This is a genomic window from Curtobacterium sp. PhB191 (genome assembly GCF_004346515.1).
Lineage (GTDB): Bacteria > Actinomycetota > Actinomycetes > Actinomycetales > Microbacteriaceae > Curtobacterium.
Map to the genome: position 1 here is coordinate 261,893 of NZ_SMBV01000002.1, position 20,489 is coordinate 282,381.

At 71.3% G+C, this 20,489-nt stretch carries 18 protein-coding genes and 1 tRNA gene; 13 read left to right on the forward strand and 6 right to left on the reverse strand.

Annotated elements, in window-relative coordinates; all coding sequences use genetic code 11:
- Positions 1–13: 13 nt before the first annotated feature.
- A complete protein-coding gene (locus EDF48_RS04430) occupies positions 14–274 on the forward strand; it encodes a DUF3039 domain-containing protein (protein ID WP_111033217.1) in 261 nt (86 codons plus the stop codon).
- An 88-nt stretch (positions 275–362) separates the two neighbouring features.
- Here EDF48_RS04430 and EDF48_RS04435 read toward each other — a convergent pair whose 3' ends face one another.
- Positions 363–1,652 (reverse strand): nicotinate phosphoribosyltransferase, encoded by a 1,290-nt coding sequence (locus EDF48_RS04435; protein WP_131878382.1) that lies wholly within the window; start codon positions 1,650–1,652, stop codon positions 363–365.
- 116 nt (positions 1,653–1,768) lie between these two features.
- On the opposite strand from EDF48_RS04435, the gene murI reads away from it, so the two are divergent.
- The 3 genes from murI to rdgB all read left to right on the forward strand — a co-directional run bounded on the left by murI (position 1,769) and on the right by rdgB (position 4,001).
- Positions 1,769–2,608 carry a glutamate racemase gene (gene murI / locus EDF48_RS04440; protein ID WP_131878384.1) on the forward strand — a complete coding sequence of 280 codons (840 nt, stop codon included), beginning with the start codon at positions 1,769–1,771 and terminating at the stop codon, positions 2,606–2,608.
- Positions 2,609–2,682: 74 nt separating this feature from the next.
- Entirely contained in the window at positions 2,683–3,414 is a 732-nt protein-coding gene (rph, locus tag EDF48_RS04445; protein ID WP_111085013.1) for a ribonuclease PH, read from the forward strand.
- Positions 3,411–4,001 carry an RdgB/HAM1 family non-canonical purine NTP pyrophosphatase gene (rdgB, locus tag EDF48_RS04450; RefSeq protein WP_131878386.1) on the forward strand — a complete coding sequence of 197 codons (591 nt, stop codon included), beginning with the start codon at positions 3,411–3,413 and terminating at the stop codon, positions 3,999–4,001. The genes rph and rdgB overlap by 4 nt, the downstream gene beginning before the upstream one ends.
- Before the next feature lie 64 nt (positions 4,002–4,065).
- Here the strand turns inward: rdgB and EDF48_RS04455 are convergent, their stop codons facing one another.
- From EDF48_RS04455 to EDF48_RS04465, 3 genes are all read right to left on the reverse strand, one after another.
- Positions 4,066–4,767, reverse strand: coding sequence for a DedA family protein (locus EDF48_RS04455; RefSeq protein ID WP_131878388.1), 702 nt, complete (start codon positions 4,765–4,767; stop codon positions 4,066–4,068).
- A gap of 118 nt (positions 4,768–4,885) precedes the next feature.
- A tRNA-Leu gene (locus tag EDF48_RS04460) sits at positions 4,886–4,966 on the reverse strand.
- A gap of 179 nt (positions 4,967–5,145) precedes the next feature.
- Positions 5,146–6,438 (reverse strand): MFS transporter, encoded by a 1,293-nt coding sequence (locus EDF48_RS04465; RefSeq protein ID WP_123294070.1) that lies wholly within the window; start codon positions 6,436–6,438, stop codon positions 5,146–5,148.
- A gap of 56 nt (positions 6,439–6,494) precedes the next feature.
- Here EDF48_RS04465 and mnmA point away from each other — a divergent pair, with 56 nt between their 5' ends.
- The 9 genes from mnmA (at position 6,495) to EDF48_RS04510 (ending at position 19,515) form a co-directional block, all read left to right on the forward strand.
- Positions 6,495–7,601, forward strand: coding sequence for a tRNA 2-thiouridine(34) synthase MnmA (gene mnmA, locus EDF48_RS04470; RefSeq protein ID WP_131845367.1), 1,107 nt, complete (start codon positions 6,495–6,497; stop codon positions 7,599–7,601).
- Positions 7,602–7,667: 66 nt separating this feature from the next.
- Positions 7,668–10,001, forward strand: coding sequence for an NAD-dependent DNA ligase LigA (ligA, locus tag EDF48_RS04475; protein ID WP_131878390.1), 2,334 nt, complete (start codon positions 7,668–7,670; stop codon positions 9,999–10,001).
- 182 nt (positions 10,002–10,183) lie between these two features.
- The gene (locus EDF48_RS04480; protein WP_131845369.1) at positions 10,184–11,551 is read left to right on the forward strand and encodes an alpha/beta hydrolase; all 1,368 of its coding nucleotides are present in this window, start codon (positions 10,184–10,186) and stop codon (positions 11,549–11,551) included.
- 201 nt (positions 11,552–11,752) lie between these two features.
- The gene (locus EDF48_RS04485; RefSeq protein WP_131878392.1) at positions 11,753–14,092 is read left to right on the forward strand and encodes a transglycosylase domain-containing protein; all 2,340 of its coding nucleotides are present in this window, start codon (positions 11,753–11,755) and stop codon (positions 14,090–14,092) included.
- A 145-nt stretch (positions 14,093–14,237) separates the two neighbouring features.
- Positions 14,238–14,537 (forward strand): Asp-tRNA(Asn)/Glu-tRNA(Gln) amidotransferase subunit GatC, encoded by a 300-nt coding sequence (gene gatC, locus EDF48_RS04490; protein WP_111085021.1) that lies wholly within the window; start codon positions 14,238–14,240, stop codon positions 14,535–14,537.
- The gene (gene gatA / locus EDF48_RS04495) at positions 14,534–16,078 is read left to right on the forward strand and encodes an Asp-tRNA(Asn)/Glu-tRNA(Gln) amidotransferase subunit GatA (protein WP_131845371.1); all 1,545 of its coding nucleotides are present in this window, start codon (positions 14,534–14,536) and stop codon (positions 16,076–16,078) included. Before gatC ends, gatA begins: the two co-directional genes overlap by 4 nt.
- Positions 16,078–17,583: an Asp-tRNA(Asn)/Glu-tRNA(Gln) amidotransferase subunit GatB gene (gatB, locus tag EDF48_RS04500; protein WP_123340738.1), complete on the forward strand. Its 1,506-nt coding sequence runs from the start codon at positions 16,078–16,080 to the stop codon at positions 17,581–17,583. Before gatA ends, gatB begins: the two co-directional genes overlap by 1 nt.
- A 133-nt stretch (positions 17,584–17,716) precedes the next feature.
- Positions 17,717–18,796, forward strand: coding sequence for a 3-oxoacyl-[acyl-carrier-protein] synthase III C-terminal domain-containing protein (locus tag EDF48_RS04505; protein WP_131878394.1), 1,080 nt, complete (start codon positions 17,717–17,719; stop codon positions 18,794–18,796).
- A complete protein-coding gene (locus EDF48_RS04510; RefSeq protein WP_123340740.1) occupies positions 18,793–19,515 on the forward strand; it encodes a methyltransferase domain-containing protein in 723 nt (240 codons plus the stop codon). Before EDF48_RS04505 ends, EDF48_RS04510 begins: the two co-directional genes overlap by 4 nt.
- Positions 19,516–19,518: 3 nt before the next feature.
- On the opposite strand, the gene EDF48_RS04515 is transcribed toward EDF48_RS04510, so the two are convergent.
- Positions 19,519–19,965, reverse strand: a complete 447-nt coding sequence (locus tag EDF48_RS04515) for a cytotoxic translational repressor of toxin-antitoxin stability system (RefSeq protein WP_185094268.1) — start codon at positions 19,963–19,965, stop codon at positions 19,519–19,521.
- The gene (locus EDF48_RS04520; RefSeq protein WP_123294062.1) at positions 19,958–20,401 is read right to left on the reverse strand and encodes a prevent-host-death protein; all 444 of its coding nucleotides are present in this window, start codon (positions 20,399–20,401) and stop codon (positions 19,958–19,960) included. Before EDF48_RS04520 ends, EDF48_RS04515 begins: the two co-directional genes overlap by 8 nt.
- Between the last annotated feature and the right edge of the window lie 88 nt (positions 20,402–20,489).

Sequence of the window (20,489 nt, forward strand, 5' to 3'; positions counted from 1 at the left end):
GTACCCTGGACCCATGAGCATGACGGAACCAGGCGGCGGCCTCGACGTGATGGACCGGGAGCTCGAGAAGCTCCTCGAAGACGAAGCGATCGAACCCGGCGACCACGAGCGGTTCTCGCACTACGTCAAGAAGGACAAGATCCTGCAGTCCGCCCTGTCCGGCAAGCCGGTCAAGGCGCTGTGCGGCAAGAAGTGGATCCCGGGCCGCGACCCGGAGAAGTTCCCGGTGTGCCCGGACTGCAAGGCGATCTACGAGAAGATGAAGTCCGAGTAGACGCAGCCTGCGCATCGTGAGCAGAAATGGTCGGGTCGCCTTCGGGGACCCGACCATTTCTGCTCACCAAGCGATGCGCAGCGGCGCGCTAGATCACCAGGGTGGGGATCGCGGGGTCGCCGCGACCGATGCGCGCGGCGTCCGCCGGCAGCTCGGCCTTCGCCCGCTTGTGGTGCGCCCGCGCGACCTCGACGCCCTGTGCTCCGAGGAACGCCGGATCGACCACGCCGCCGGTGACCACGGGCACGAGCAGGGCGCGCTCGTCGGGGCCGACCTGTCCGGCGGTGAGCACGACCTCGGCCGTGGCGACACCGTTGCGCAGGCGTCGGCCGGCTTCCTTGCGCCCGCCGATCGAGGCCTTGTCCGCCGACTTCTTCGCCACGGCGACCCAGTCGTCGCCGTCGGCGGACTGGTGCGCCACGAGCTTGAAGACCATGCCGGCGGCCGGGTGCCCCGAGCCGGAGACGACCGAGGTGCCGACGCCGTACGAGTCGACCGGGGCCGCACGGAGGGCCGCGATCGTGTACTCGTCCAGGTCGTTCGTGACCGTGATCTTGGTGTCGGTCGCGCCGAGCCGGTCGAGCTGCGCCCGGACGGCCGCGACGACCGAGGGCAGGTCGCCGCTGTCGATGCGGACACCGCCGAGCTTGCCGTCGGTCAGCCGGACGGCGGTCTCGACGGCCTGCTCGATGTCGTAGGTGTCGACGAGCAGCGTCGTGCCGTTGCCGAGGGCGTCGAGCTGCGACCGGAACGCCGCTTCCTCGGAGTCGTGCAGCAGGGTGAACGCGTGCGCCGCGGTGCCCATCGTCGGGATGCCCCAGGTGCGGCCGGCCTCGAGGTTGCTCGTCGCGCCGAACCCGGCGATGTACGCGGCCCGTGCTGCGGCGACGGCGTTCCACTCGCCGGTGCGGCGGGAGCCCATCTCGGCGAGCGGACGCCCGTCGGCGGCGGAGACCATGCGCGCGGCGGCCGAGGCGATGGCGGAGTCGGCGTTGAAGACCGACAGGGCGAGCGTCTCGAGCACGACGGCCTCGGCGAACGTGCCCTCGACCTGCAGGATCGGGGAGTTGGGGAAGTACACCTCGCCCTCGCGGTACGCCCGGATGTCCCCGGTGAACCGGTAGTCGGCGAGGAAGGCTGCGGTGCCCTCGTCGATGACCCCGCGGTCGCGCAGGAACCCGATCTCGTCGTCGCCGAAGCGGAAGTCGCCGAGGGCGGTCAGGAACCGGCCGAGGCCGGCCGCGACGCCGTAGCGACGACCGTCGGGCAGCCGCCGGGCGAACACCTCGAAGACGCACCGCCGGTGGGCGGTGCCGTCCTTCAGGGCCGCGTCGACCATGGTGAGTTCGTACTGGTCCGTCAGGAGCGCGCTGGTCACGCTGTCGACACTAGTGTCGTGACCTCCGGGAGGCCCGGATCGCCTCGGGCGTGCGGCCCGCGGCGCGCAGGCGGTCGGTCCCGACGTCCGCAGCGCGCGTCGGTACGCTGGTCACCGTGACGGATGCACCGATCGGAGTCTTCGACAGCGGGGTCGGCGGGCTCACGGTGGCCCGCGCGATCATCGACCAGCTGCCGCGCGAGAGCATCCGGTACGTCGGCGACACCGTGCACTCGCCGTACGGCCCGAAGCCCATCGCCGACGTCCGCCGCTACGCGCTCGAGGTCATGGACGACCTGGTCGAACTCGGCGTCAAGGCCCTCGTCATCGCCTGCAACACCGCGTCGTCGGCCGTGCTCCGCGACGCCCGCGAACGGTACGAGCAGGCGTACGGCATCCCGGTGGTCGAGGTCATCCAGCCCGCCGCCCGCGCCGCCGTGAAGCAGACCCGGACCGGGCGCATCGGCGTCATCGGCACGGTCGGCACCATCACCTCGCGCGCCTACGAGGACGCCTTCGCGGTGGCCTCCGACGTCGGCCTGACCCTGGCGGCGTGCCCGCGGTTCGTCGAGTTCGTCGAGGCGGGGGACACCTCGTCGCCGGAGCTGCGCGAGGTCGCCGCCGGCTACCTCGACCCGATCCGCGCCGCCGACGTCGACACCCTCGTGCTCGGCTGCACCCACTACCCGCTGATGTCCGCCGCCATCCAGTACGTGATGGGCCCGGACGTCACCCTGGTGTCGAGTGCCGAGGAGACCGCCAACGACGTGTACCGGCGGCTCGTCGAACACGGCCTCGAACGCACCTCCACCACCGCCCCGACGTACTCGTTCGAGTCGACCGGCGACGACGAGGACGGGTTCCTGCGGCTCGCCCGCCGGTTCCTCGGCCCCGAGATCGTCCGCGTCGGCCACCTCGAGACCGGCGCCATCACGCTGCCCCGTGGGCGGGCCTGAGCGGCGACCAGCCGCCAGCCGCCGCCCGCCCCGATGACCCGCACCGCGCCTCCAGGCCGGACCGAAAGGACACCATGACCACCCGCATCGACGGCCGCCAGGCCGAGGAACACCGTCCCGTCACCATCGAGCGGGGGTGGAGCACGCAGGCCGAGGGCAGCGCGCTCATCTCGTTCGGCAACACCAAGGTGCTCTGCACCGCCTCGTTCACGAACGGCGTGCCCCGTTGGCTCGCCGGCAAGGGCACCGGCTGGGTCACCGCCGAGTACTCGATGCTGCCGCGGTCGACGAACGAGCGCATGCAGCGCGAGTCGATCAAGGGCAAGGTCGGCGGCCGCACCCACGAGATCTCCCGGTTGATCGGGCGTTCGCTCCGCGCCGTGGTCGACACGAAGGCCCTCGGCGAGAACACCCTGGTCATCGACTGCGACGTGCTGCAGGCCGACGGCGGCACCCGCACGGCGTCGATCACCGGCGCCTACGTGGCCATGGTCGACGCGATCGAGTGGGGCCGGGGCAAGGGCTTCATCGGCAAGAAGGCCACCCCGCTCACCGACAGCGTGCAGGCGATCTCGGTCGGCATCGTCACGGGCGAGCCGATGCTCGACCTGGCGTACACCGAGGACTCCGCCGCCGACACCGACATGAACATCGTCACGACCGGGTCGGGCAAGTTCATCGAGGTGCAGGGGACCGCCGAGCACGCGCCCTTCGACCGCGACGAGCTGAACGTCCTGCTCGACCTGGGCCTGGCCGGCAACCAGTCGCTCGCGGCGATCCAGAAGACCGTGCTGGGGCTGGCGTGACCGGGACCGTCGTCCTGGCCACCCACAACCAGGGCAAGGTCGTGGAACTGCGCGAGATCCTCGGGTCGGCGCTGGGCGAGGGGGTCGAGCTGGTCGGTTACGACGGCCCCGAGCCGGTCGAGGACGGCGACACCTACGCCGCGAACGCCCTGATCAAGGCCCGTGCCGCGGTCGCCCACACGGGGCTGCCGGCGCTCGCCGACGACTCCGGCATCGCGGTCGACGCGCTCGACGGCGCCCCGGGCATCCACTCGGCGCGGTACGCGGGCACACGGTCGGACGCCGACAACATCGCGCTGCTGCTGCAGAACCTCGACGGCGTCGTGGAGCGTACCGCCGCCTTCGTGTGCGCGGCCGCGTTCGTCACGCCCGACGGGTTCGAGCACGTGGTCGAGGCGGTGTGGAACGGCGAGGTGCTGACCGCGCCGGTCGGCGACGGCGGACACGGCTACGACCCGGTGTTCCGGCCGGACGACGCCGACCGCTCGTCGGCAGAGCTCACCCGCGACGAGAAGAACGCCCTGTCGCACCGCAGCAAGGCGTTCCGGGCCATCGCGCCGGTCGTGCGGGAGCACTTCGGGCTCTGAACTGCCCACCTGCAACGACAACAGGCCCACACCGAACGGTGTGGGCCTGTTGTGTTCGGTCCCGCTACAGCTGCGGGTCGACGGCCGTCGACTCGGCCTGGTGCTCGTGCTTCTTCGCCTTGCGGGCGTTCCGGATGTACGTCAGCGCCATCGGCACGACGGTGACCAGGACGGCGGCGAGCAGGATGATGTCGATGTACTCGCGCACGATGTGGGCGACGAAGGGGATGTGCCCGATGAAGTACCCGAGGAACGTCACACCGACACCCCAGACGACGGCGCCGATCGCGTTGTAGAGCGAGTACTTCTTGTAGTCCATGCGGCCGACGCCGGCGGCGATCGGCGCGAAGGTGCGGACGACCGGCACGAAGCGCGCCAGGATCACCGCGAGCGGGCCGAACCGGTGGAAGAACGCGTTGGTCCGCTCGACGTTCGCCTTGGAGAACAGACCGCTCTCCTTGCGCTCGAAGATCGGCGGGCCGGCTTTCTTGCCGATGTAGTAGCCGAGCTCCCCACCGAGGAACGCGGCAGCGCCGATCATCAGGGCCGCGACCCAGATCGGGATGCCGCCGATCTCGCCGCCGCGGTCGAACGCGAACAGGCCGGTGATGACGAGCAGGCTGTCGCCCGGGAAGATGAAGCCGATCAGCAGACCGGTCTCGGCGAAGACGATCGCACAGACGACGAGCACTGCGACCGCCCCGAAGTGGTCGAGGATGTACTGCGGATCCAGCCATGGGATCAGGGCGAGTGCGACGGAGTGCATGTCTCTTCCGGTCGTGCAGATGCGGTGACGGGAGGGTCACCCGCACGACGAGGGTACCGTCCGCCCGTGACCGGAACGTCCCTCGGTGGTATGAGATGCGCGAGCACGCAACGGTCGGTGCGGAAGGAGGGACTCGAACCCTCACGCCTGGGGCACAGGAACCTAAATCCTGCGTGTCTACCGATTCCACCACTCCCGCGAGCAGCGGCAGTCTACCGAGCGGCGCCTGGTCGGCGGACGTCGGCCGGCGTCGGCGGACGTCGGTGGACGTCGGTGGTGCGAGGTTGATCACTCCGTGCGGCGCAGAAAGCGCGCACCGAGTGGGCAACCTCGCACCGAGTCGTGGGAAACGGCTGCGCGCAGCGCGCGGCGCGCGCGTCAGCGCAGCTGGCGCGGCAGGTACCGCGGCACGTACCGCAGCAGCACTCCGGCACCGATCAGGCCGAGCACGCCCATCACGCCGCTGGCCACCGCGATCGTCGCGACGGCCGTCACCCCGGAGATCACGAGCGGTGCCGCTGCCGACCCGAAGTCGCCGGTGAACCGCCAGGCCCCGAGGAACGGCGCCGGGTCGTCGCGCGGGGCGAGGTCGGCGCCGAGCGTCATGAGGATGCCGGAGCCGACGCCGTTGGCGAGCGACATCCCCATCGCGATCCCCACGAACCAGCCGACCCGCGCGTCGAGGTGCCCGCTCCAGGCGAGCAGGAAGTAGCTGATGCTCAGCCCGAGCATGCAGGGGAGTGCGCTCGCCAACCGCCCCCAGCGGTCCATGATCTGGCCGCTCGTGTAGAACAGCGCGAAGTCGACGGCACCGGCGATGCCGATGATCAACGCGGCCGTCGAGTCGTTCAGCCCGACACTGACCGCCCACAGCGGCAGGATCACCTGGCGTCCGGCGCGCATCGCGCCGATGAGCGCGGCGCCGCTGCCGAGCCGCAGCAGCACGGCCCGGTTCGTGCGCAGGGTCCGGAAGAGGCCGTGCGCCTCCTTGCCGACGAAGACCGCTCCGGTGTCGGTGGACGGCTCCGTCACGCCGGTCGCGTCCGACCCCGACCGGGAGGCCCGTGGCGGCAACCGCAGACCGCGTGCGCCCGTCGCCGGGTCGCGCAGCACCAGGAGCACGGTCGCCGCCGCCAGGCAGCACACGACGTGGATCCAGAAGGCGCTCGCGGTGGTGCCGGTCAGGTGGATCACGCCGGCGGCGAGGAACGGCCCGACGAAGTACCCGAAGCGGAAGACCCCGCCCAGGCTCGACAGTGCCCGGGCACGGATGCGGACGGGGATCGCGGTGGTCATGTAGGCGTGCCGTGCCAGGGCGAACACCGCGGTCGAGACGCCGACCAGGAACACCCCGAGCGCGAGCACCCACGCGTTCGCCGCGGTCGTGCAGACGACCAGGCCGCCGACCGACACCAGGGCGGCGCCGATCATCGCGTTCCGCTCGCCGATCCGCGCGACGACGATGCCCGACGGCACGTCGCCGATGAGTTCGCCGACCAGGATGAGCGACGCGACGAAGCCCGCGAACGCCAGGGTCGCGCCGAGGGAGTCCGCGGCGATCGGGATGATCGGGATGATCGCGCCCTCGCCGATGGCGAACAGTGCCGCGGGCAGGAACCCGGACAACAGGACGGACCGGAAGTCGAATGAGTCGTTCCCCGTCGTGGCCATCGCTCGACCAACGGTACGCCAGCGGTACGGGTTCGTCGGCGGGTTACCCTGGAGGCATGCGTGTTCTGGCGGCGATGAGCGGTGGGGTCGACTCGGCGGTGGCTGCTGCCCGGGCGGTCGACGCCGGGCACGACGTGGTCGGCGTGCACCTGGCGTTGAGCCGGATGCCGGGCACGCTCCGCACCGGCAGTCGCGGGTGCTGCACGATCGAGGACTCGATGGACGCCCAGCGCGCCGCGTCCGCCCTCGGCATCCCCTACTACGTGTGGGACTTCTCGGCCCGGTTCAAGGAGGACGTCGTCGACGACTTCGTCGCCGAGTACCAGGCCGGCCGCACCCCGAACCCCTGCATGCGGTGCAACGAGCGGATCAAGTTCGCGGCGCTGCTCGAGAAGGCGCTGGCCCTGGGCTTCGACGCCGTCGCGACCGGGCACTACGCCTCGATCGTCACCGGCCCGGACGGCTCCCGCGAACTCCACCGGTCGGCCGCGTGGGCGAAGGACCAGTCCTACGTGCTCGGGGTCCTGACCGCCGAGCAGCTGCAGCACGCGATGTTCCCGCTCGGGGCGACCCCGTCGAAGGACGCGGTCCGTGCCGAGGCCGCCGAGCGTGGGCTGACGGTCGCGCAGAAGCCCGACTCCTACGACATCTGCTTCATCCCCGACGGCGACACCCGCGGCTGGCTCGCCGACCGTGTCGGCAGCGAGACCGGTGACGTCGTCGAGCGCGACGGCACCGTCGTCGGTTCGCACGACGGCGCGCACGGCTACACGGTCGGGCAGCGCCGCGGACTGTCGCTCGGGCGCCCCGCCGCCGACGGCAAGCCCCGGTTCGTGCTCGAGATCCGCCCGAAGGACAACACCGTCGTGGTCGGTCCGAAGGAGGCCCTGGCCGTGACGTCGATGTCGGGCTCCCGCTTCACGTGGGCCGGCACCGCACCGGCCGACCCGCAGACGCCGTTCGCGTGCGACGTGCAGATCCGGGCGCACGCCGACCCGGTGCCGGCGACCGCGCGGGTGCAGGACGACGTGCTCGTGATCGACGTCGACGAGCCGCTGCACGGGGTCGCCCCCGGGCAGACGGCCGTGGTCTACGTCGGCACCCGGGTGCTCGGACAGTGCACGATCGACAGCACCGTCAGCGCCGTCCCCGTCGACGCCTGAGACCGCCGCTCCCGGGCGGTGGGTCCGCTGCACGCGCCGTCGGTGGCACACGGTAGAACTGATGGCATGAGCGAGACCGACGCCACGTTCGAGACCATCGACCCCGACGGGCTCGACGCCGCCCAGGCCGGGCGCGAGGTCGACCGGCTGCGGGCCCGCATCAACGAGCTGCGACAGGCGTACTACCAGGGCGACAACGGATCACCGGAAGCCGATGCCGACTACGACGTGCTGGTCCGACGGCTCGCCGCGATCGAGCAGCGGTTCCCGGAGCTCCTGACCGAGGACAGCCCGACCCAGACCGTCGGCGGGCAGGCGCAGACCACGCAGTTCGCGCCGGTCGAGCACGCCGAGCGGATGCTCTCGCTCGACAACGTGTTCAGCCCGGACGAGCTCACCGAGTGGGCCGTCAAGGTGCAGCGCGACGCCGGTGCCGAGCGTGTCCGGTTCCTGACCGAGCTGAAGATCGACGGCCTCGCGATCAACCTGCGCTACGAGCACGGCCGGTTGGTGTCGGCGGCGACTCGTGGTGACGGTGTCGTGGGCGAGGACGTCACCGGCAACGTCCGGACGATGGGCACGATCCCGGACCGGCTGTCGGGGACGGGCCACCCGCCGCTGGTCGAGGTCCGCGGCGAGATCTTCTTCCCGGTCGCCGAGTTCGACGAGCTCAACGCGAACCAGCGCGAGGCGGGGGAGCGCGTCTTCGCCAACCCGCGCAACGCCGCCGCCGGGTCCCTCCGCCAGAAGGAAGAGGGCAAGTCCGAGGCGAAGCGCGCACTCATGGTCGACCGGCTCCGGCGCTTGCGGATGCTCGTGCACGGCATCGGCGCGTGGCCCGTGCGCGAGCTCGAACAGGAGACCGACGTCCGCTCGCAGTCCGAGGTCTACGAGCTGCTCGAGACCTGGGGCCTGCCGACGAGCAGCCACTACCGGGTCTTCGACACCATCGACGAGGTGAACGCCTTCGTCCGCTCCACGGGCGACCGCCGTGCCTCGGTCGAGCACCAGATCGACGGCGTCGTCATCAAGGTCGACGACCTCGCCCTGCACGAGGAACTCGGCTCGACGTCTCGTGCACCCCGGTGGGCGATCGCGTACAAGTACCCGCCGGAAGAAGTCCACACAAAGCTCGTCGACATCGTGGTCAGCGTCGGGCGGACCGGGCGTGCGACCCCGTTCGCGGTGATGGCCCCGGCCGAGGTCGCCGGGTCGGTCGTCCGCCAGGCCACCCTGCACAACCAGCAGGTGGTCAAGGCGAAGGGCGTCCTGATCGGCGACACCGTGGTGCTGCGGAAGGCCGGCGACGTCATCCCCGAGGTCCTGGGACCGGTCGTCGACCTGCGCGACGGCACGGAGCGCGAGTTCGTGATGCCGACGCACTGCCCGGAGTGCGGCACCGAGCTCGCCCCCGCGAAGGAAGGCGACATCGACCTCCGCTGCCCGAACGCGAAGAGCTGCCCCGCGCAGGTCCGCGGTCGTGTCGAGCACATCGCATCGCGCGGTTCCCTCGACATCGAGGGCCTCGGCGAGGTCGCAGCCGCAGCGCTCACGCAGCCGCTGCACCCGGAGACCCCGCCGCTCGTGACCGAGGCCGGGTTGTTCGACCTGACGATGCATGACATCGTCCCGATCGAGGTGATCGTCCGCGACGCCGAGACCGGCATGGAGAAGGTCGACGACGCCGGTGCCCCGAAGCGCGTGACCCCGTTCAGCCGCGCGCGCAAGAAGACCGACCCGCCGTTCGACCCCGAAGCACGCGGTGCGGACTACACCGGCGAGCCGAGCCGCTTCCCGTCGAAGAACGCGTTCGAGATGCTCGCGAACATCGACGCGGCGAAGACGAAACCGCTCTGGCGCATCATGGTGGGGCTGAGCATCCGCCACGTCGGACCAGTCGCGGCGTGGGCGCTCGCGAACCACTTCGGGTCGCTCGACCGAATCCGCAGCGCCTCGCGCGAGGAACTCGCGGCGGTCGACGGGGTCGGCGGGATCATCGCCGACGCCCTGCTCGCGTGGTTCGAGGTCGACTGGCACCTTGAGATCATCGACCGCTGGACGACGGCGGGCGTGCAGTTCACCACGCCGGACCACCCCGGCCCCGGGGGCGCGGCGATCGAGGGCGGTGTCCTGAGCGGTGTCACGGTCGTGGCGACCGGGTCCCTCGAGGGGTACACGCGCGAGGGCGCGCTCGAGGCGATCATCACCGCCGGCGGCAAGGCGGCGTCGAGCGTCAGCAAGAAGACCGACTTCGTGGCCGCGGGTCCCGGGGCCGGGTCGAAGCTCACGAAGGCCGAGCAGCTGGGGCTCCGGATCATCGATGCCGAGCAGTTCCACCTGCTCGTGACCGAGGGGCCGAGCGCGCTCCCCGAGCCGGAGGTGCCCGCGCCCGAGGGCTGAGCCGGGGCGACGAGCACGCCGTCGACGTGGGCGCACACTGCGGCGCGCCGTGCGACGCACCCAGTTCGGGGGACAAGTTGCATCGCGCATGACCGATCCTCGGGCATTCTCCTTACACTCGACAGAGCATCACCCGTCGTCTGCAGGGAGGCGACGGGACGGCCTTCCAGGGGGAGACCCGATTGCTGCTCATCGCCGCGGCTCTGCTCACCGCCTCGATGCACTCGCTCGGAGTGATCGAGGCCCCCGTCGCGCCTCCGACCCATGCCGCCACGGCCACCGTGACGGTCGCGCTCGTCTCCGAGCGCCACGCGGTGCCCCAGCCGGTCATGACCGGGGGACAGATCGACGTCGACACCGTCGCCGACGCGCACGGTCGGGCGTTCCTCGACGACCTCGGGGTCCTCGACGCCGGTGACCTGCGCCGCGCCGCCGACGACCGCCGTGTCGTGGCGACCGCGCAGGACGACCCGCCCGCAGCGGCCGTCGTCGCGCAGTGGTGGGCGGGACTCGGCGCCGACGAACAGGGCACGCTCCTGGTCCACGCGCCGTCGATCATCGGCAACCTCGAGGGCGTGCCGTACGCCGTCCGCGACCGCGCGAACCGGTCGACCCTGACCACCGGACTCGCCGACCCCGACACCGGAGCCGCGCACGCCGCGATGCTCGGACAGGTGCGGGACTCGCTGCGGCGCGAACCCGGTGACCCGCAGCGGTTCCTCATCACGCTCGACACCCGAGCGGCGGGCCGAGCGGCGATCAGCATCGGAGACCTCGACACCGCGGCGGACGTGACCGTCATCGTCCCCGGGATGTTCTTCACCGTGACCGGGCAGATGGCCGACTTCACGAACACCGCCAACGACCTGGCGAGCGAACAAGCGACCCTCGCGCCGCTGGCGGCCGGTGGCTCCGGCGACGGGACGGGCGTCGCCGTCGTGGCGTGGATGGGCTACCGCACGCCCGACCTGTCGAACATCATGTCGCTCAGCCTCGCCGACTCCGGGGCGCAGCGACTCGAGCGCACCGTCGACGGCCTGCGGCAGATCCGCGACGGCGACCAGCCCCGGCTGAACATCGTGGCGCACTCGTACGGGTCGACGACGGCGCTCATGGCGCTCGCCTCCGGACGGATGAGCGCCGACACCCTCACCGTGCTCGGGTCACCGGGCAGTGACGTCCGGTCGGCGGCGGACCTGGACGTCGCCTCGGACGAGGTGTTCGTCGGTGTCGCGCACAGCGACCCGATCGCGGGGTCCGGGTACTACGGCACGGACCCGGGTGGTTCGTCGTTCGGCGCCACCGTGATGAACCTGGCCGGCGGTGCCGACGCGCTGGCCGCCGGCGACCTGTTCCGCCGTCCGGTCGGGCACAACGACTACCTCAAGCCGGGGACCGCATCGCTGCACGACGTCGCCCTGATCGGGATCGGCCGCGGTGACCTCGTCCGCGAGCAGGTCCGACGCGGCAGCACCGGTGACGACGGCGTCGTCGGTGCGTCGGTCGACATGTACCTGGTCCGTCCGCAGGACCTGCAGCCGCGCGACTGACAGGGTGGGGCCCTGGGCGTGACCGGATCGTGACCGGCGGCCGACGTGCCGGGGCCGCACCGGGCCTCCCGGCCGGATCCGCGACCCCGCGCGGATCGCGACCCGCGACAGGTGGTGCCTGAGCGGCAACCTGAGCGACGGCGCAGCCTCAGTCGGTTCCACGGCAGAACCAGTACAGCCCGCCTCCCTACGGTTCGGGGCATGCGTGTGGTGCGATGGCCTGGTGCTCTCCTGATGTTCGTGGTGATGTCCGTGCTCGCCGGCATGCTCGTCGCCGTCGCGGTGACGCCCGCGGTCGCCGTCGCGGGCGAGAGCACCTCGGGTGCGGTCGCGTTCTTCGAGGACCTGCCGAGCTACCTCGACGTGCAGACGCCGCAGCAGGTGTCGTCGGTGTACGCGACGAAGGGCGGCAAGCAGGTCAAGATCGCGTCGTTCTACGCCGAGAACCGGACGAACGTCACAGCCGACCAGATGGCGGACACGCTCAAGCAGGCCGCCATCGACACCGAGGACCCCCGCTACTACGACGAGGGCGGCATCGACGTCCTCGGCACGCTGCGCGGAGTCGCCGCGACCGTCGTCGGCGGCGACGTCCAGGGCGGATCGAGCATCACGCAGCAGTACGTCAAGAACGTCCTCGTGCAGCAGTGCGAGGAGCTCACCGGCAAGGACCAGGCCGCCACGGCGAAGAAGGTGGAGGCCTGCTACGAGGACGCAGCCGGCGTCACCCCGCAGCGGAAGCTGCAGGAGATGCGGTACGCGATCGCGGTGAACAAGAAGTACTCGAAGGACGACATCCTGACCGGGTACCTGAACATCGTCGGGCTCGGCGGTCGGGTGTACGGCGCCGAGGCCGGTGCCGAGTACTACTTCGGCGTGCACGCGAAGGACCTGTCGCTGGTGCAGTCGGCCACGCTCGTGGCGATCCTCAACAACCCCTCGAACCTGCGCATCGACGTGCCCGGTGACAAGGCGAACGGGCAGGCGAACGGCTACGCGCTCACCAAGGAGCGACGCGACTACGTGCTCCGCCGCATGCAGGCGCACGGGTCGATCACGAAGGCCGAGATGACGAAGGCCATCGCGACCCCGGTCACGCCGAAGATCACCGAGACCGCGAACGGCTGCTCGACCGCGGCGACGAACTACGACGCCGGCTACTTCTGCGACTACGTCCGCGACCAGGTGCTGCAGGACCCGGCGTTCGGCAAGACCGCCGCGGCGCGCATCGCGACGCTCGACACCAAGGGCCTGCAGATCCACACCTCGCTCGACCTCGACCTGCAGGGCCAGGCGCAGACCGCACTGTCGACCTACGTGCCGGCCACGATGGCCGGCGTCGACGTCGGTGGCTCCAACGTCACCGTCGAGCCCGGCACCGGACGCATCATGTCGATGGTGCAGAACACGTCGTACACGCAGGGCGACAACGCCGCAGCGGGGTCGACCGCGGTGGACTACAGCGCGGACTCCGGCTACGGCAACTCCGGCGGGTTCCAGACCGGCTCCACCTACAAGGTGTTCACCCTGGCCGAGTGGCTCGCGACCGGCCACACCCTGTCCGAATCGGTGTCGACCACCGAGCACACGTTCCAGAACTCGGAGTTCACGAACTCCTGCCAGAACGTCAGCGGCGGGACGTGGCCGGTCGCGAACGCCGAGTCCGTGCCGGCGTCGATGACCGTGCAGGCCGCCACCGTCGAGTCGATCAACACCGCCTTCGGCGCGATGGGCAAGCAGCTCGACCTCTGCAAGATCGCGCAGCTCGCGCAGTCGATGGGGATCCACCGCGCCGACGGCGGTGCCCTCGGGCAGACCCCCTCGTCGATCCTCGGCGTCAACGAGCTGTCGCCGATCGACCTGGCCGAGGCCTACGCGGGCTTCGCGAACGGCGGCGTCGTCTGCACGCCGACCGCGATCGACTCGGTCACCGAGTCGGACGGCACGAAGATCACCCCGACGCCGTCGTCCTGCACGCAGGGGGTCTCGGCGGACGTCGCCGGCACCGTCGACTACGCGCTGCAGGGCGTGCTGTCCGGCTCCGGCACCGCCGCCAGTGCGAACCCCGGCGACAGCGTGCCGAAGTTCGCGAAGACCGGCACCACCGACGGCGACGTGCAGAACTGGCTCGTCGCGTCGTCGACGAAGTACACGAACGCCACCTGGATCGGGAACGTGCAGGGGAGCGTGAGCTTGGCGAACTGGCCGTTCCTGCAGGGCACCACCGGGTACAGCGCGAAGTTCGGGGTCGGGAAGTCGATGATGGCGTACCTGGACCAGACGGTCGGCGGGGACGCCCTGCCCACGCCGAGCCAGGCGATGATCGGGCAGGCGAGCCACTCGTCGCAGTCGTCGCAGTCGCAGTCCTCGGCGTCGTCGGGATCCGGTGCGTCGCAGGCCGACCAGTCGACGCCGACCACGCCGACGCAGACCGCTGCACCCGCTGCACCCGCTGCACCGGCTGCTCCGGCGGCGCCGGCGGAACCGGCTGCGCCCGCCGCCACGGCGGCTCCGGCAGCGGGTGACCAGAACGGGAAGTGACGGCTCGGGTCCACGCCGCCTGGAGGCCCGTCACCGGTCCGCCGGACCGGTGACGGGCCTCCAGGCAGCCGTCCACAGCCGCGCCTGCGTGATCGACCGCAGCCAATAGACTGTCGGACGTCCACGAACCGATCGACGGAGCACCATGCCTGACATCACGAGCGAGCAGGTCGCGCACCTGGCGAACCTCGCACGTATCGCACTCACGCCCGACGAGATCGAGAAGCTGACCGGGGAGCTGTCGCACATCGTCGAGAGCGTCGCCAAGGTCGCCGAGGTCGCGACCGACGACGTCCCGCTGACGAGCCACCCCGTGCCGCTCGGCAACGTCACCCGACCCGACGTCGTCGGCCAGACGCTGACGCAGGAGCAGGCGCTCTCCGGAGCGCCGGACTCCGACGGCGAACGGTTCCGAGTGACCGCCATCCTGGGAGAAGAACAGTGACCGACATCACGCGCATGAGCGCCGCGGCGCTCGCCGACGCCCTGGTGGCGCGCGACGTCTCGAGCGTCGAGGCCACGCAGGCCCACCTCGACCGCATCGCCGCCGTCGACGGCGACGTACACGCCTTCCTGCACGTCAACCAGAACGCCATCGCCGTCGCGAAGTCGATCGACTCGCGTCGCTCGGCCGGCGACGACCTCGGGCCCCTCGCCGGTGTCCCGATCGCGATCAAGGACGTCCTGTGCACGCAGGACATGCCGACCACCTCGGGCTCGAAGATCCTCGAAGGGTGGATGCCGCCGTACGACGCCACCCCGGTCGCGAAGCTCCGCGCCGCCGGCCTCGTGCCGCTCGGCAAGACCAACATGGACGAGTTCGCGATGGGCTCGACCACCGAGTTCTCGGCGTACGGACCGACCCACAACCCGTGGGACCTCGACCGCATCCCCGGCGGGTCCGGCGGTGGCTCGGCCGCTGCCGTCGCCGCGCACGAGGCACCCATCGCCCTCGGCTCCGACACCGGTGGCTCGATCCGTCAGCCCGGCGCCGTCACCGGCACCGTCGGTGTGAAGCCGACCTACGGCGGGGTCAGCCGCTACGGCGCGATCGCCCTGGCGTCCAGCCTCGACCAGATCGGCCCGGTCGCCCGCACCGTCCTCGACGCCGCGCTCCTGCACGACGTCATCGGCGGGCACGACCCGCGCGACTCCACCTCGATCCCCGACGCCTGGCCCTCGATGGCCGCCGCCGCCCGCGAAGGACTGCAGGCGGACACGCTGCGCGGCCTGCGCGTCGGCGTGGTGAAGGAGCTCGCCGGTGGCGACGGCTTCCAGGCCGGCGTCACGCAGCGCTTCCAGGAGACCGTCGCGCTGCTCGAGTCGGCCGGTGCGGTCGTCGTCGAGATCGACGCCCCGTCGTTCGCCTACGCGATCAGCGCCTACTACCTGATCCTGCCGGCCGAGGCCTCGTCGAACCTGGCGAAGTTCGACTCGGTGCGCTTCGGCCTGCGCGTCACGCCGGACAACGGTGCGACGGTCGAGGACGTCATGGCCGCCACGCGCGAAGCCGGGTTCGGTCCCGAGGTGAAGCGTCGCATCATCCTCGGCACCTACGCCCTGAGCGCCGGGTACTACGACGCCTACTACGGCTCGGCGCAGAAGGTCCGCACGCTCGTGCAGCGCGACTTCCAGGCCGCGTTCGACCAGGTCGACCTGCTCATCAGCCCGTCGGCCCCGACGACCGCGTTCCCGATCGGTGAGCGCATCGACGACCCGCTCGCGATGTACCTCAACGACCTCACCACGATCCCGGCGAACCTGGCGGGCGTGCCCGGGATGAGCATCCCGAACGGCCTCGCACCCGAGGACGGCCTGCCCGTCGGCGTCCAGCTGATGGCCCCGCAGCGCGAGGACGCCCGCCTGTACCGCTACGGTGCGGCACTCGAGCGTCTGCTCGAACAGCAGTGGGGAGCCCCGCTCATCGACCGGATCCCGGACCTCGACCAAAGTCAGCAGTCGGCTGCGCAGGAAGGTGTGATCTGATGGCGCAGAAGGACGCGCTCATGGACTTCGACGAGGCACTGGAGCGCTACGAGCCGGTGCTCGGCTTCGAGGTGCACGTCGAGCTCGCGACGAAGACCAAGATGTTCTCGGACGCGCCGAACTTCTTCGGTGGCGAGCCGAACACGAACGTGACGCCGGTCGACCTCGGGCTGCCCGGGTCGCTGCCCGTCGTCAACGCGCAGGCCGTCCGGTACTCGATCCAGCTCGGGCTCGCGCTCGGCTGCTCGATCGCCGAGTCGTCGCGGTTCGCCCGGAAGAACTACTTCTACCCGGACAACCCGAAGAACTACCAGGTCTCGCAGTTCGACGAGCCGATCGCGTTCGAGGGCGAGGTCGAGGTCGAACTGGCCGACGGCACGATCTTCAACATCCCGATCGAACGCGCCCACATGGAAGAGGACGCCGGCAAGCTGACGCACGTCGGTGGTGCCACCGGCCGCATCCAGGGTGCCGAGTACTCGCTCGTCGACTACAACCGCGCCGGTGTGCCGCTCGTCGAGATCGTCACGAAGCCGATCTTCGGTGCCGAGCACCGTGCCCCCGAGCTCGGTGCCGCGTACGTGCAGGTCATCCGCGACCTCGTGCGCGCACTCGGTGTCTCCGAGGCCCGCATGGAGCGCGGCAACCTGCGCTGCGACGCCAACATCTCGCTGCGCCCCCGCGGCCAGGAGAAGCTCGGCACCCGCACCGAGACGAAGAACGTCAACTCGTTCCGTGCCGTCGAGCGTGCGATCCGCTACGAGATCCAGCGCCAGGCCGCGATCCTGGCCGACGGCGGCTCGATCACGCAGGAGACCCGTCACTGGCACGAGGACACCGGCCGCACCTCGGCCGGCCGTCCGAAGTCGGATGCCGACGACTACCGCTACTTCCCCGAGCCCGACCTGCTGCCGGTCGTGCCGGACCCCGCGGTCGTCGAGGAGCTCCGTGCGTCCCTGCCCGAGGCCCCGGTGGCTCGCCGCCGTCGCCTGAAGGGCGACTGGGGCTTCGCCGACCTGGAGTTCCAGGACGTCGTGAACGGTGGGTTGCTCGACCAGGTCGAGGGCACCGTCGCCGCCGGAGCCGCGCCGCAGGCGGCCCGCAAGTGGTGGACCGGCGAGATCAGCCGTGTCGCGAACGCGCAGGACGCCGAGCCCGGCGACCTCGTGTCGCCGCAGCACGTCGCCGAGGTCATCGCGCTCGTCGAGTCCGGCGACCTGACCGACCGCCTGGCACGCCAGGTGCTCGAGGGCGTCATCGCCGGCGAGGGCTCGCCGGCCCAGGTCGTCGAGGCCCGCGGGCTCAAGGTCGTGTCCGACGACTCGGCGCTCACCGCCGCGGTCGACGAGGCACTCGCCGGCCAGCCGGACGTGCTCGCGAAGATCAAGGACGGCAAGGTCCAGGCCGCCGGCGCCATCATCGGTGCCGTCATGAAGGCCATGAAGGGCCAGGCGGACGCCGCCCGCGTCCGTGAGCTGGTGCTGGAGCGCGCGCAGCAGGCGTAGTCGCCGTTCCGTGCAGTTCCGTTCCGCGGAACCAGGTTCCGGACACAGCACCGTGGGAAACCACGGTGCTGTGTCCGTTCCGCGGTGTGGGAGAACCTGGGGACGCGTCAGCGACCCGGTGACAGGATGAGTCGTGTCCGCAACGATCCGCGCCATCGGAACCGCCGTCCCGGAGACGACGCTCGAGCAGGCTGCCGTGCGAGACCTCTTCGCTGCGCAGCCCGAGCTCGGTCGTCTCGGCCGGCGGCTCGTCCCCGCAGCCTTCGACGCCTCGGCGGTCGAGCACCGGCACACCGTGCTGGCCGAACTCGACCGGAGCCGTCCAGCGGGCGCGTTCCGCGACACGGACGGCGCGCTGCACTCGCCCTCGACGGGCACCCGCAACGACCGCTACCGCGAGCTCGCGCCGCCGCTCTTCGTCGAGGCTGCTCGTGACGCGTTGGCCCGCGCAGACGTCGACGCGGCCGCGGTCACGCACGTCGTCACGGTGTCGTGCACCGGCTTCACGCAGCCCGGCCCGGACCTGGACATCGTGACCGAGCTCCGCCTGCGCCGTGACGTCTTCCGCCACCACATCGGGTTCATGGGGTGCTGCGCGGCGTTCCCGGCGCTCCGGATCGCGGCCGCGTTCGCCGAGGCCGACCCGGCCGCGGTCGTGCTGGTCGTCTGCGCCGAGCTCTGCACCCTGCACGTCCGCGCGAGCGACGACCCGGACCAGATCGTCGCGAACAGCGTCTTCGGGGACGGTGCCGCCGCCGTCGTGGTCACCGCCGACGGCCCCGGCCTGCGCCTCGACGCGTTCGCCACCGCCGTCGTGCCCGAGAGCGCCGGCGAGATGGCCTGGAACATCGGCGACGAGGGCTTCGAGATGGTCCTGAGCACCACGGTCCCCAAGCTCGTCGGCAGCAGCGTCGCCGAGGCCGTCGCGTCACTTCTGGACGGACCGGCCGCCGACGTGCCGGTGTGGGCCGTGCACCCCGGAGGGCGTGCGATCCTCGACCGCACGCAGCAGGCGCTCGACCTGCCGGACACGGCGATCGCTGCGAGCCGGACGGTGCTGCGCGACCACGGGAACATGTCGAGCGCGACCGTGCTGTTCGTGCTCCGCGAGGCACTCGACGCCGGGACCCCGGACGGTGCTGCCGTCGTGGCGCTCGCCTTCGGCCCCGGTCTCACGGTCGAGAGTGCGCGACTGACCATGGTGCGCACGTGAGCCGTCCCGACGGCGGCTCCACGGGCCTCCCGGTCCTCGACCTGCGCACGCGCGCGGTCGACCTGACCGAACTCATGGACGACCCGGACTGCGACCCGCGCGCGCTCGCGCGGACCTTCCGGCGCTTCGCGCTCGTCAACGCCCTGGTGAGCGGCTGGCGTTCGGCGTGGCGGACCCACGTCGTACCGGCCCTGCCGGTGAACGGCCGCGCCCGGGTCCTCGACCTCGGGTGCGGCGGCGGCGACCTGGCCCGTGCCGTCGTGCGGTGGGCGGCGAGCGACGGGTTCGACGTCGAGGTCGTCGGGGTCGACCCGGACCCGCGGGCTATCGACGCGGCGAACCGACGGGCACCGCGGGGTGTCACCTTCCGGCAGCAGTCGAGCGGTGACCTGGTGACGGCGGGCGAGCGGTTCGACGTCGTGGTGTCGAACCACGTCCTGCACCACCTGGGCGACGACGAGCGGAACGGGTTCCTGGCGGACTCGGAGGCGCTCGCGTCGGGTCGCAGCGTGCACTCGGACATCCGTCGGTCGCGCGAGGCCTACCGGGCGTACGCGCTGGCGTCGCCGCTGGTGTCCGCGGGGACCTTCGTCCGGGTCGACGGCCTGCGGTCGATCCGCCGGTCCTTCACGCTGGCGGAACTGCGGGACACGCTGCCGACCGGGTGGCGAGCGGAACGGGCATCGCCGCACCGGGTGCTGGCCGTCCGCGACGCCTGACGGTCAGGACGGCTCGGCCGCCCGGCGCAGGAGCTCGGCGTGGAGTTCGGCAGCGCCGGCGGGTCCGAGATCGAGGATCTCCGACTCGGGCACACCGAGGTCGTGGAGTGCCCGCACCAGGTACAGCGGGAGGGCGTTCGCGGGCGCCTGGTGCACGGGGCTGCCCCGGTCCGGCAGCGTGCCGTCGTCGACGCAGCGCCAGAAGGCCGGTGCATCGACCTGCAGCTGGTGGCGCAGGACGTGCGCCCACATGCGCGCACCGTAGGTCGACCGGTCGACGGGCTTCGAGATCCGGGTGCGCAGGACGCGTGCGTCCCAGAGCACGAGCTCGTAGGTGCGATGGTGCCGGACGGGCTGACCGGTGGCGCCGCGCACCAGTGTCCAGCGCTCGGTCGTGCAGAACGTGTCGTGGTGCTCGCGGTTCGGAGCAGGGTGCCTCGGGCTACTCACCGCCGCGCTCCAACCAGTCGCGCAGTTCGGCGTCCGTGGACAGCTTGACCAGCTGGACGAGCGCCCACGCGTCGTGGTGGTTCGGGGCGTGCTGGAGACGGTCTTCCCAGTCGACCGCGTACTCCCGAAGCGACAGGGCGAGGTCGTCGAGTGCGTCGTCGACGTCCGTTCCCTGGGCGACGAACGGGCGCCCCTCCATGAGGGCGACGACCGCGCCGGCCTCGCGGAAGACACTGACCCGCGGGGAGACGGTCCGGAAGAAGTAGTCGCGAAGCCGGTCGACGGGCAGCATCGCGGAGACGGCGCCGTCGCGGGCGACCGTCACGGTGCGGCCGGTCGCGGTGGCGTCGAGCATGTCCTTGAAGTGCTCGCGGGCGCGCGAGTACGTGGGGTAGTCGGCTGCGATGGGCACGAGGGCCTCCGGTGAGTACGGCACGTACGGAGCGTACGTGGTGTGCTGATCCTAGGGGAGGGGGCTGACAGATCTGTGGAGAACGCGAGGGTGACGTGTTCGGCTAGCGTCG

Bases quoted from the DNA above. Each gene is read 5' to 3' on its own strand.
- EDF48_RS04485 (WP_131878392.1), top strand. From the start codon at position 11,753: ATGCGTGTGGTGCGATGGCCTGGTGCTCTCCTGATGTTCGTGGTGATG.
- mnmA (WP_131845367.1), top strand. From the start codon at position 6,495: ATGCGTGTTCTGGCGGCGATGAGCGGTGGGGTCGACTCGGCGGTGGCT.
- ligA (WP_131878390.1), top strand. From the start codon at position 7,668: ATGAGCGAGACCGACGCCACGTTCGAGACCATCGACCCCGACGGGCTC.
- EDF48_RS04465 (WP_123294070.1), bottom strand. From the start codon at position 6,438: ATGGCCACGACGGGGAACGACTCATTCGACTTCCGGTCCGTCCTGTTG.
- gatC (WP_111085021.1), top strand. From the start codon at position 14,238: ATGCCTGACATCACGAGCGAGCAGGTCGCGCACCTGGCGAACCTCGCA.
- EDF48_RS04430 (WP_111033217.1), top strand. From the start codon at position 14: ATGAGCATGACGGAACCAGGCGGCGGCCTCGACGTGATGGACCGGGAG.
- EDF48_RS04455 (WP_131878388.1), bottom strand. From the start codon at position 4,767: ATGCACTCCGTCGCACTCGCCCTGATCCCATGGCTGGATCCGCAGTAC.
- gatB (WP_123340738.1), top strand. From the start codon at position 16,078: ATGGCGCAGAAGGACGCGCTCATGGACTTCGACGAGGCACTGGAGCGC.
- rph (WP_111085013.1), top strand. From the start codon at position 2,683: ATGACCACCCGCATCGACGGCCGCCAGGCCGAGGAACACCGTCCCGTC.